The sequence below is a fragment of the Streptomyces sp. NPDC006208 genome, from assembly GCF_040613775.1.
GTDB lineage: Bacteria > Actinomycetota > Actinomycetes > Streptomycetales > Streptomycetaceae > Streptomyces.
Map to the genome: position 1 here is coordinate 91,304 of NZ_JBEXSW010000025.1, position 12,262 is coordinate 103,565.

General features: G+C 71.1%; 7 protein-coding genes. 6 read left to right on the top strand and 1 reads right to left on the bottom strand.

Annotation, left to right across the window (positions count from 1 at the left end):
* Position 1: 1 nt before the first annotated feature.
* The 4 genes from ABZ208_RS21565 (at position 2) to ABZ208_RS21580 (ending at position 7,855) form a co-directional block, all read left to right on the top strand.
* Positions 2-2,938 (top strand): FAD-binding and (Fe-S)-binding domain-containing protein, encoded by a 2,937-nt coding sequence (locus tag ABZ208_RS21565; protein WP_356911071.1) that lies wholly within the window; start codon positions 2-4, stop codon positions 2,936-2,938.
* A 174-nt stretch (positions 2,939-3,112) separates the two neighbouring features.
* Positions 3,113-4,936, top strand: a complete 1,824-nt coding sequence (locus ABZ208_RS21570) for an ABC transporter ATP-binding protein (protein WP_356911072.1) — start codon at positions 3,113-3,115, stop codon at positions 4,934-4,936.
* A complete protein-coding gene (locus ABZ208_RS21575) occupies positions 4,933-6,714 on the top strand; it encodes an ABC transporter ATP-binding protein (protein ID WP_356911073.1) in 1,782 nt (593 codons plus the stop codon). The genes ABZ208_RS21570 and ABZ208_RS21575 overlap by 4 nt, the downstream gene beginning before the upstream one ends.
* Before the next feature lie 106 nt (positions 6,715-6,820).
* The gene (locus tag ABZ208_RS21580) at positions 6,821-7,855 is read left to right on the top strand and encodes a hypothetical protein (RefSeq protein ID WP_356911074.1); all 1,035 of its coding nucleotides are present in this window, start codon (positions 6,821-6,823) and stop codon (positions 7,853-7,855) included.
* A gap of 60 nt (positions 7,856-7,915) precedes the next feature.
* Here the strand turns inward: ABZ208_RS21580 and ABZ208_RS21585 are convergent, their stop codons facing one another.
* The gene (locus ABZ208_RS21585; protein WP_356911075.1) at positions 7,916-8,707 is read right to left on the bottom strand and encodes a metal-dependent hydrolase; all 792 of its coding nucleotides are present in this window, start codon (positions 8,705-8,707) and stop codon (positions 7,916-7,918) included.
* A 147-nt stretch (positions 8,708-8,854) separates the two neighbouring features.
* Between ABZ208_RS21585 and ABZ208_RS21590 the strand changes: the two genes are divergently transcribed.
* Positions 8,855-11,368, top strand: a complete 2,514-nt coding sequence (locus ABZ208_RS21590) for a DUF3516 domain-containing protein (protein ID WP_356911076.1) — start codon at positions 8,855-8,857, stop codon at positions 11,366-11,368.
* A gap of 13 nt (positions 11,369-11,381) precedes the next feature.
* The gene (locus ABZ208_RS21595; protein WP_356911077.1) at positions 11,382-12,251 is read left to right on the top strand and encodes an acyl-CoA thioesterase II; all 870 of its coding nucleotides are present in this window, start codon (positions 11,382-11,384) and stop codon (positions 12,249-12,251) included.
* Positions 12,252-12,262 lie beyond the last annotated feature (11 nt).

Genomic DNA, 12,262 nt, shown 5'->3' on the forward strand with positions numbered 1-12,262 from the left:
CATGCCGCTGCTGGAGCCGAAGCCGGAAGCACTCCGCCCCGGGACGGAGCGGAGGCCGTCCCCCGACCGGGTGGCGGACCGGCTGGCTTCCGGCACGCCGGAGCCCTTGCGCGGTGAGCTCATCGCCCTGCTCGGCCCGGACAAGGTGCTGTGGAAGGTCTCGGATCTGGTCCGTTACGCCTCCGACGCCAGCCCGTACCGCTTCGTGCCCCAGGTCGTCGTGGTGCCCGAAGACATCGACGACGTCTCGGCGCTGCTCTCGTACGCGCACGGCAAGGGCCGCAAGATCGTCTTCCGTGCCGCGGGCACCTCGCTCAACGGACAGGCACAGAGCGAGGACATCCTGGTCGACGTGCGCCGTCACTGGGCAGGCATCGACGTGCTGGACGGCGGCGCGCGGGCCCGGGTGCGGCCGGGGACGACGGTCGTGCGCGCCAATGCCGCCCTCGCCCGGCACGGCCGGGTGCTCGGCCCTGACCCGGCGAGCGCGGTGGCCTGCACGATCGGCGGGGTCGTGGCGAACAACGCGTCTGGCATGACGGCCGGGACGACCCGCAACTCGTACCGGACCGTCTCCTCGCTGACGTTCGTCCTGCCGTCCGGCACCGTCGTGGACACCGGCGAGCCGGACGCCGACGCGCGGCTCGCGCTCGCCGAGCCGCAGCTGTGCGCGGGTCTGACGGCCATCAAGGCGGAGATCGAGGCGGACCGTGAGCTGACGGCCCGTATCCGCGCCAAGTACGCGATCAAGAACACGAACGGCTACCGGCTCGACGCCTTTCTGGACGCCGCGACACCCGTGGGGATCCTGCGCGGGCTGATGGTCGGCTCCGAGGGCTCGTTCGGATTCATCTCCGAGGTCGTCTTCGACACCCTCCCTCTCGATCGCGAGGTCGCCTCCGCTTTGCTCTTCTTCCCCTCCCTGCCCGCGGCCGCGGCCGCCGTCCCGCACTTCAACGACGCGGGCGCGCTGGCGGTGGAGCTCATGGACCGCAACACCCTGCGCGCGTCGGTGAGCGTCGCCGGTGTGCCCGCCGACTGGGCCGGGCTGCCGGACGGCACGGCGGCGCTGCTGGTGGAGTTCCGGGCCCCCGGCACCGGCGCCCTCGATGTGTACGAGCTGGCCGCGGCCCGTGTGCTGGCCGGACTCGAGCTGGTGGCCCCCGTGCCCTCCGTCACCAACGCGTTCACCCGTGACCCACGCACGATCGCCGGCTACTGGAGGGCGCGCAAGGCGTTCGTCACGGCGGTGGGCGGGGCGCGACCGCCGGGCACGACGCTGATCACGGAGGACTTCGCGGTGCCGCCCGCGCGGCTGGCCGAGGCCTGCGAGGCGCTGCTGGAGCTGCAGACCCGGCACGGTTTCGACGCGGCGGTCGCCGGCCATGCCGCGCACGGCAATCTCCACTTCCTGCTCGCCTTCGACGCCGCCCTCCCGGAGGACGTCGGCCGCTATGCCGCGTTCATGGACGAGTTCTGCCGGCTGACGGTGGAGCGTTTCGACGGCTCTCTGAAGGCCGAGCACGCCACCGGACGCAATATCGCCCCCTTCCTCGAACTGGAGTGGGGACCGAAGGCCACCGAGCTGATGTGGCGCACGAAGCAGGTCATCGACCCCGACGGGGTGCTGGCCCCCCGGATCGTCCTCGATCGTGATCCCGCGGCGCATCTGCGCGGGCTGAAGACCATTCCGGCCGTTGAGGCGATCGCCGATCCGTGCATCGAGTGCGGCTTCTGCGAACCCACCTGCCCCAGCCGTGATCTGACCACGACGCCACGTCAGCGGATCGTCCTGCGCCGGGAGATGATGCGGCAGCCGGACGGTTCAGCGGTCGAGCGCGGCCTGCTCGACGCCTATGGCTACGACGCCGTCGACACCTGTGCGGGTGACTCGACGTGCAAGCTGGCGTGCCCCGTCGGTATCGACACCGGCGCGCTGATGAAGGACTTCCGGCACCGGCGCCACTCGGCGCGCGAGGAGCGCATCGCCGAACTGACGGCGCGGAATTTCCGTGCCGTCGAAGCCTCGGCCCGGCTCGCGGTCGCCGCGGCGGACCGGGTCGGCGGGCGGCTGCTCACCTCGGCGACAGGGCTCGCCCGAAAGGCGGTACGGCCCGATCTCGTTCCCGAGTGGCTGCCGCAGATCCCTGGGGCGGCTCCCCGCAGGCTGCCCCGTACGCAGCGCGTCGGCGCGGCCGCCGTGTACTACCCGGCCTGTGTGAACCGCATCTTCGGCGGCCCCGACGACGGTCCACGGACCGGACTGGCCGCCTCGCTGCCCCGCGCGGTGGTCGCGCTGTCGGCCCGTGCCGGCCGGCCGGTCTGGGTTCCGGGCGATGTGGCAGGCACATGCTGCGCGACGATCTGGCACTCCAAGGGGTACGAGGCGGGCGCCCGGCTGATGGCCAACCGCATCGTGGAGGCCGCCTGGGCGTGGACCGTCGGCGGCACCCTGCCCCTCGTCGTCGACGCCTCCTCCTGCACGCTCGGCATCGCCCATGAGGTGGTTCCCTATCTCACTGACGACAACCGCGCATTGCACGGCGCGCTGACGGTCCTCGACTCCCTCGTCTGGGCTGCGGAGGAGTTGCTTCCCCGCCTCACGGTGCTGCGCAAAGCCGGCTCCGCGGTGGTGCATCCCACGTGCTCGATGCGGCATCTGGGTGACGAGGCGCAGCTGCGCGCGCTTGCTCAGGCGTGCGCGGAGAAGGTCGTGGTTCCCGATGACGCCGCCTGCTGTGCCTTCGCGGGCGACCGCGGCATGCTCCACAAGGAGCTGACGGAGGCGGCCACGGCCCGTGAGGCCGCCGAGGTCACCGCCCGGCACTACGACGTCCATCTGTGCGCCAACCGGATGTGCGAGATCGGCATGGAGCGGGCGACGGGTCGCCGCTACTACTCGGCGCTGCTGGAACTGGAGCGCGCGACCCGTCGCTGACGTGGGCGGCGCCGTGCACCGGTCGCGCGGAAACGTTCCGTCCGGATGCGTCCAACGCGGTGGATGGACCATGGCGCATTCTGTGCCGTCTCGCCCGAAAATCGTTTGCTGCGGGCGACCTCGGAGAGCGAACCTTGCACGTCCGAACGGCATTTCCGAACGATCTGGGACGTCATGCAGATTCGCGATCTTCCGTATCCCGATCCAGGTGTACCGGATGTACGGTCTGGCCCCCGGTTCCTCTTCTGGCTCGGGCGCAACCAGCTCGGCGGTCAGGTCAAGTCGCTGTGCTGGGGGCTGCTGCACTTCGTGTCCGTGATGTCGCTGCCGTACGGCGTGGGTCTTGCCGTACAGGCCGTCGTGGAGCGCTCCGGGACGTCACTCGCCCTCGCCGGCGGACTGATCGCGCTCGCCGCGGTCGGGATCGCGTCCGGCGACACCATGCTCCACCGTACGGCCGTCACCAACTGGATCACCGCCGCCGCCCGTACCCAGCAGTTGCTGGCCCGCAGGGCCGCCGAGCTGGGCTCTGCGCTCACCCGGCGGGTTGCCGCCGGTGAAGTGGTCGCGGTCTCCACCGGGGACGTCGAGAAGATCGGCTGGTTCGTGGAGGCTGTCTCCCGGTTCCTGGCCGCCGCCGTCACCGTCGTGGTCGTCTGTGCGGCGCTCCTGGTGTACCAGCCGGCCCTCGGTGTGCTGGTCGCGATCGGCGTGCCCGTGCTCGCGCTCGGTGTGCTGCCGCTGCTGCCCCGGGCCACCCGGCTCGCGGACACCCAGCGCGAGAAGGCCGGCAGGGCCACCGAGCTGGCCTCCGACACCGTCGCGGGTCTGCGGGTGCTGCGGGGCATCGGCGGTGAGGAGCTCTTCCTGGAACGCTACCGCCGTGCGTCGCAGGAGGTGCGCAGGGCCGCCGTCCGCAGCGCCCGCATGTGGTCGCTGATCACGGCACTCCAGGTGCTGCTTCCGGGCGTGCTGCTGATCACCGTGGTCTGGTACGGCATCGGGCTGGTCGGCGACGGCCGGATCGAGATCGGTGAACTGGTCACCGTGTACAGCGCGGTGATGCTGCTGAGCTACCCGCTCCAGCACTTCCAGGAGATGGCCATGGCGTACTCCTTCTCCAGGCCCTCGGCCCGGCGCGCGGCCCGGGTGCTGTCGCTGGAGCGGGTCTCGGCCGGCAGTGCGGAGGCGACCGGCACTTCGCCTGCCGGCGATCTGTACGACCCCGCCTGCGGGTTGCTCGCCCCGGCCGGTGAGCTGACCGCCGTCGTGTGCGGGGATCCGGACGCGGCGGGCCGGCTCGCTGAACGGCTCGGCGGACATGTCGCCGAGCCGGACGGGCTGCCGTCCGTGCTGCTCGGGGGTGTGGCGCTGGACGACCTGCCGCTGGACGGCGCCCGCGCCGCGGTACTCGTGCAGGACAAGGACCCGGTGCTGCTGTCGGGCACCCTGACCGAGCTGCTCGATGTGCCTGCATCCGGTGCCGTGTCGTCTGCCGCGGCGCTGGCCGCGGCCGAGTGCGGGGATGTGCTCGAGGCCCTGGCGCAGGCGTCGCTGGACGGGGAGCCGTCGGGCGCGCCCATCACCGAGCGCGGCCGCTCGCTGTCCGGCGGGCAGCGGCAGCGGCTGGCCCTGGCGCGTTCGCTGGTGACCGACCCCGAGGTGCTGGTGCTCGACGAGCCGACCTCGGCCGTGGACTCGCACACCGAGGCGCGGATCGCCGAGGGGGTGCGGGCGCTGCGCAGTGGACGTACGACCGTGCTCTTCACCTCCTCGCCGCTGCTGCTCGACCGGGCCGACCGGGTCGTCCTGGTCCACGAGGGCGAGGTGGCGGCGGTGGGCCTGCACCGTGAACTGCTGCACAAGGAACCGCGCTACCGCGCCGTCGTGACCCGCGACACCGAAGCGGAACAGCTTGCCCTGGCACAGGAGTTGAGCGAGGCCACCATCGACGGGCTCGAGGCAGTCGGACCCATCGACATCGAGGAGACGGCATGATCGGCGTGGCCCGACCGAAGTACGATCCGGCGGCTCCCCTGACGGCGAACACTCTGCCGGTGGGCACGCCGGCGACCGTGCGGGCGTATGCGGCCGAGCTGGTCAGGCGGCACCGCCGCGCCTTCGCCCTGCTCGTCGCCGTCAACACGGTCGCGGTCACGGCCTCGATGGCGGGGCCGTGGCTGCTCGGTTCGCTCGTGGAGCGGGCGGCGGACGGGGCGCGCGAGCTGCATCTGGAGCGCACGGCCGCGCTGTTCGCGCTCGCTCTGGTCGTCCAGGCGGTGTTCGTACGTCTGGTGCGGCTGCGCGGCGCGATGCTCGGTGAGCGGATGCTCGCGGATCTGCGCGAGGACTTCCTCGTGCGGTCCGTCGGACTGCCGCCGGGCGTGCTGGAGCGGGCCGGTACGGGCGACCTGCTCTCCAGGATCACCACGGACATCGACCGGCTGGCGAACGCGATGCGTGAGGCCGTGCCGCAGCTGACGATCGGTGTCTTCTGGATCGTTCTGCTGCTCGGCGGGCTCGCCGTGACCGCGCCGCCCCTCGCGCCGGCGGTGCTGGTGGCGGTGCCGGTGCTGGTGGTCGGCTGCCGCTGGTACTTCAGACGGGCGCCGGCTGCCTACCGCTCGGAGGCGGCCGGGTACGCGGCGGTGGCCGCCGTGCTCGCCGAGACCGTCGACGCCGGCCGGACGGTGGAGTCGCACCGGCTCGGAGCACGCCGGGTGACGCTGTCGGACCAGAGGATCAAGGAGTGGACGGCCTGGGAGCGGTACACGCTGTGGCTGCGCTCCGTACTCTTCCCGGTCATCAATGTCACGCATGCGACCGTGCTCGGATCGGTCCTGATGATCGGCGGCGTGTTCGTCCTGCAGGGCTGGATCGGCGTCGGGCAGCTGACCACCGGGGCACTGATCGCGCAGATGATGGTGGACCCGGTGAACCTCATCCTGCGCTGGTACGACGAACTCCAGGTCGCTCAGGTGTCGTTGGGCAGGCTCGTGGGCGTACGGGAGATCGAGCCCGCCGCGGGCGACGCCCAGGTCCGGCCCGAGGGGCGCGCGGTCCGCGCGGACCAGGTGCACTTCGGGTACCGCGACGGTGTCGATGTGCTGCACCGTGTCTCGATGGATGTGGCGCCCGGTACGCGCCTGGCGCTGGTCGGCCCGTCGGGCGCGGGCAAGTCCACACTGGGCCGGCTGCTCGCGGGCATCTACGCGCCACGTGCGGGCCAGGTCACGCTCGGCGCGGCCGAACTGTCCCGGATGCCGGCCGAGCGGGTGCGTGAGCATGTGGCTCTGGTCAACCAGGAGCACCACGTGTTCGTCGGCTCTCTCCGCGACAATCTGCTGCTCGCGCGGACGGGGGCCGAGGACGCGGAGCTGTGGGCGGCCCTGGGTGCGGTCGACGCGGACGGGTGGGCGCAGGGTCTGGACGACGGCCTGGACACCGAGGTCGGCTCGGGCGGCCTCGCGCTGACCCCGGCCCAGGCCCAGCAGATCGCGCTGGCCCGCCTGGTGCTCGCGGACCCGCACACGCTGGTCCTGGACGAGGCGACGTCTCTGCTGGACCCGCGCGCGGCCCGGCACCTGGAGCGCTCGCTGGCCCGGGTCCTCGACGGCCGTACGGTCGTGGCGATCGCCCACCGGCTGCACACCGCACACGACGCCGACGTGATCGCGGTCGTCGAGAACGGGCGGATCAGCGAACTGGGCAGCCACGACGAGCTGGTGGCCGCGGACGGGGCGTATGCGGCGCTGTGGAGGTCCTGGCATGGATAGCTCGCCCGAGTCGGAGACGGCCTGCACTCACGGTGCGGCCGCAGATCTGGGGGATACGGGAGGACGGTGGATCGGTGCCCTTCACGTCGGCAGTACCCGGGCCTCAGTGGGGTGGGTCGAGCCGCTGCCCGGTGGACGGCTCCTCCTCCACCGGCCCGGGTCGGTCGAGGTCCATGAGCGGGAGAGCTTCCTCAAGGGCGGGAGTTTTCTCGCCAGGCGCTCGCAGCCTCTCTCGTCGCTGACGCTGCGGCCCGGGTCCGGGATGTCTGCGGCGCCGACGCCGGACGGTGGCTGGGCGATCTCCGATGTGACACGCATGTGGACCGCGACGCCCGACGGCACCACCTGCTGGGAGCTGCCGGACGACATCCTGCCCGGGGGGATCGACGGGCTCCGGATTCGGGGAACCCCCTCGGTGAGCCCGGACGGTTCGCTTGTCACCCTGGTGGTGTCGATGCTCGGCACCGAGCCGTCCGAGCCGGTGTCGTTCGCTTACGACGGACGGCCCTTGGGCTCGCAGCCGGCCACCGATGTCCTCCTGCTTCTGGACGCGGCGTCCGGCGAGGCGCTCGGCCGGCAGGAGGTCGCCGTCGAGTCGGTCGACGCCAGGCTGGAGTGGCACCCGGACGGGGACCTTGTCGCCGTGTCCTGCTGGGGACTGTGGCGCAGCTGGACCACGCACTGGCTCGAGGCGCACCGGGACGGGCTGCACCGCCTCGGGGGCATGTCGATGGGCCAGGCAGTGGGTTTCGTTCCGGGGTCGTCGCGGCTGCTCACGGTGCGGCGCGCCGAGAACTTCGCGGCGGACGACGATGTCAACGAGCTCGCGCTCTACGACACACGGACGTCCGAGCGCCTCGCGCTGTTCGACCACGAGGAACTGCTCGTCACCCCGGACAGCGCCGATCGCACCGATGTACATCCCCTGGACGCCGCGCATGTGATCGTGGCCAGCGACCGCCGTCGGGAAGACGGGCAGCGCTGGAAGGGTGTGCACTGGCTGTGCGACGCGGCGACGCTGCGTCCGCTGGGCCGCCTGCGGTACTCCCGGTGTCCCCAGTACGGCCATGTGCAGCCGCTCGGGGACGGTACGTGGCTCACCCGGCACGGCTCGCGGGTGCACCGCTGGTCGCTGCCGTGACCGTGCAGGCCCGGGGCGGCCGCGCGTAACGGCGCCCGCTCGGGCCGCGGCCGAGCCACGTCAGATGACGTTCAGCGCCGCCGCCCCGCCCACTCCCCCGAGCAGCATGAACACGGGCATCAGCACCTTCAGCTCCACCCAGCTCCCCGCCCGGAACCGCATCGCCTTCGGCGGCCCGACCGGGTACCAGCGCTTGCGGCCCACCGGTATGGGCCACAGGATCGGGCAGCCCGAGATGGTGAGCGCGTCGCCGATGTCGTGGACCAGGGCGCCGAGCACGATCGGCAGGCCCAGCCAGAGGTACTCCTGGCCGGGGGCCGTGAAGAGCCAGTCCGCCCCGTTGCCCGGCTTGTCCAGGACGCCCGCCAGGATCCACGCGCTGGTCGCGCCCAGCAGCCACACCAGGACATCGCTGGAGACGCGGGCGGCCCGCCACAGCAGGCCCTCGACCGCCAGAACCAGGTGGATGAAGAGGATCGCGAGGACCGCCCAGCGGCCCCCGAAGATCGCGAGGGCCGACGTGCCGGCGCCGATCATGACCGCCCACAGCCAGGTGTGCGTCAGCGTGCGGTGGCCGCCGGTCCTGCGCTTGTCGCCGGGCTTCTTCGTGGCCTTGTAGACGGCGTACGACAGCTTGTCGACGATTTCGCACAGGCCTCGCGACACCGGCCCGAACGCCCGCGATATCGTCGCCGCCTTGTGGTCCAGGTCCGGCGCCAGCGCCGCTCCGGCGCAGATCAGCGCGCCGACGACGAGGACGGGCCACGGCATCGGACGGCCGGCGGCCGCGGTCGCCGCGCCCACCCCCAGCCAGGCGGCCGCCCCGGACAGAGAGTGTGCCGGTCCCATCATGTGCGTGTCCCCGCCCCATTGCAGTTGTGGTGATGCCCAGTTGACAGGGCAGGGTACCTCCCGTGATCTTCCGGTCTGCGGCCGGTTCCGCGTCCGGGGTCGGCGGCCGGTTCCCCCATCCGGGGGGAAGCCAGGCAAGATGGGGGCGTGACCCTTATCGATCAGCTCCCGCCGAACGCCGACCCCGATGCCCTCTTCGAAGCCTTCTCCTCATGGGCCGAGGACCGGGGTATCGCGCTCTACCCGGCTCAGGAGGAGGCGCTGATCGAGGTGGTCTCCGGGGCCAACGTGATCCTTTCCACCCCCACCGGTTCGGGAAAGAGCCTGGTCGCGGCGGGTGCGCACTTCGCGGCCCTGGCCCGGGACGAGGTCACGTTCTACACCGCGCCGATCAAGGCCCTGGTCTCGGAGAAGTTCTTCGACCTCTGCAAGCTCTTCGGCACCGAGAACGTCGGCATGCTCACCGGTGACGCCTCCGTGAACGCCGACGCGCCCGTCATCTGCTGCACCGCCGAGGTCCTGGCCTCCATCGCGCTCCGGGACGGCAAGAACGCCGACATCGGCCAGGTCGTGATGGACGAGTTCCACTTCTACGCGGAGGCGGACCGCGGCTGGGCCTGGCAGATCCCCCTTCTCGAGCTCCCCCAGGCACAGTTCGTGCTGATGTCGGCGACACTCGGCGACGTCTCGATGTTCGAGAAGGACCTGACCCGCCGCACCGGCCGTGACACCGCCGTCGTGCGCTCCGCGACCCGTCCCGTACCGCTGTCGTACGAGTACGTCACGACGCCCATCACCGAGACGCTGACCGAGCTGCTCGAGACCAAGCAGTCTCCCGTCTACATCGTGCACTTCACTCAGGCCCAGGCGGTCGAGCGCGCCCAGTCGCTGATGAGCATCAACATGTGCACGCGCGAGGAGAAGGACCGGATCGCCGAGCTGATCGGCAACTTCCGCTTCACCACCAAGTTCGGGCGCAACCTCTCCCGGTACGTACGCCACGGCATCGGCGTCCATCACGCCGGCATGCTGCCCAAGTACCGCCGCCTCGTCGAGAAGCTCGCCCAGGCCGGTCTGCTGAAGGTCATCTGCGGCACGGACACCCTTGGCGTCGGCGTCAACGTACCCATCCGTACGGTGCTGTTCACCGCACTCACCAAGTACGACGGCAGCCGTGTACGCACGCTCCGCTCCCGCGAGTTCCACCAGATCGCGGGCCGAGCCGGCCGGGCCGGCTTCGACACCGCCGGCTTTGTCGTGGCCCAGGCGCCGGAGCATGTGATCGAGAACGAGAAGGCCCTCGCCAAGGCGGGCGACGATCCGAAGAAGAAGCGGAAGGTGGTCCGCAAGAAGGCCCCGGAAGGCTTCGTCGCCTGGTCCCAGAACTCCTTCGAGAAGCTCATCGCCTCCGACCCCGAGCCGCTGACCTCCCGTTTCAAGGTCACCCACGCCATGCTGCTGTCGGTGATCGCCCGTCCCGGCAACGCGTTCGACGCCATGCGCGAGCTTCTGGAGGACAACCACGAGCCGCGCAGGCAGCAGCTGCGGCACATCCGCCGGGCCATCGCGATCTACCGCTCCCTGCTCGACGGCGGCGTCGTGGAGCGCCTCGACACGCCGGACGCCCAGGGCCGGATCATCCGGCTCACCGTCGACTTCCAGCAGGACTTCGCGCTCAACCAGGCGCTCTCCACGTTCGCCCTCGCCGCCTTCGATCTGCTGGATCCCGAATCGCCGTCGTACGCCCTGGACATGGTGTCGGTCGTGGAGTCCACCCTGGACGACCCGCGCCAGATCCTCGCCGCCCAGCAGAACAAGGCCCGCGGCGAGGCGGTCGGCGCGATGAAGGCCGACGGCGTCGAGTACGAGGAGCGGATGGAACGGCTCCAGGACATCTCGTACCCGAAGCCGCTGGAAGAGCTGCTCTGGCACTCGTACAACGTCTACCGGAAGTCCCACCCGTGGGTCGGCGACCACCCGGTCTCGCCGAAGTCCGTCATCCGTGACATGTACGAACGGGCTCTGTCCTTCACAGAGTTCACGTCCTTCTACGAACTGGCCCGCACCGAGGGCATCGTGCTGCGCTATCTCGCCGGCGCGTACAAGGCGCTCGACCACACCATCCCGGACGATCTGAAGACCGAGGACCTTCAGGATCTGATCGCCTGGCTGGGCGAGATGGTCCGCCAGGTCGACTCCAGCCTTCTCGACGAGTGGGAGCAGCTGGCGAACCCCGAGGTGGAGACGGCCGAGGAGGCCCAGGAGAAGGCCGACCAGGTCAAGCCGGTCACGGCGAACGCCCGGGCGTTCCGGGTGCTGGTGCGCAACGCCATGTTCCGCCGTGTCGAGCTCGCCGCGCTCGACCACGTCGCCGAACTGGGCGAGCTGGACGCCGAGTCGGGCTGGGACGAACAGGCGTGGGGCGAGGCGATGGACAAGTACTGGGACGAGTACGACGACCTGGGCACCGGCCCGGACGCCCGCGGCCCGAAGCTGCTGTCCATCGAGGAGGATGCGCGGCACGGACTGTGGCGGGTGCGGCAGACCTTCGCCGACCCGAACGGCGATCATGACTGGGGAATCAGCGCGGAGGTCGATCTCGCGGCCTCCGACGAGGAAGGCCGCGCCGTCGTGCGTGTCACGTCCGTCGGCCAGCTGTGAGAGGACCGTGCCGATGACCAACCCCGCCGAGCGGCTCGTCGATCTGCTCGACCTGGAGCAGATCGAGGTCAACATCTTCCGCGGGCGCAGCCCCAACGAGTCGCTGCAGCGTGTCTTCGGCGGACAGGTGGCGGGCCAGGCGCTGGTCGCCGCCGGTCGCACGACCGACGGCGAACGCCCGGTGCATTCGCTGCATGCCTACTTCCTGCGGCCGGGCATCCCCGGCGTGCCGATCGTCTACCAGGTCGAACGGGTTCGGGACGGCCGCTCGTTCACCACCCGCCGGACCACCGCCATCCAGCAGGGCAAGACGATCTTCAATCTGACGGCGTCCTTCCACCGCCCGGAGCCGGGCAGCATCGAGCATCAGCTGCCGCCGCGCCTGGACTTCCCGGACCCCGAGACGCTGCCGTCGGTGACCGCGGAGATCAAGGAGCATCTGGGCGCACTCCCCGAGGCGCTGGAGCGGATGGCCCGCCGGCAGCCGTTCGACATCCGGTACGTGGACCGGCTGCGCTGGACGCAGGAGGAGATCAAGGACGCGGACCCGCGCAGTGCGGTGTGGATGCGCGCGGTCGGCCCGCTGGGCGACGATCCGCTGGTGCACACCTGCGCGCTGACCTACGCGAGCGACATGACGCTGCTGGACGCGGTGCGCATCCCGGTGGAGCCGCTGTGGGGGCCGCGGGGCTTCGACATGGCGTCGCTGGACCACGCCATGTGGTTCCACCGCCCGTTCCGCGCCGACGAGTGGTTCCTGTACGACCAGGAGTCGCCGGTCTCCACGGGTGGCCGGGGCCTGGCCCGTGGCCGTATCTACGACCGTGAGGGCCGGCTGCTGGTGTCGGTGGTGCAGGAGGGTCTGTTCCGTCCGATCGGCTGAGTGATCAGGCG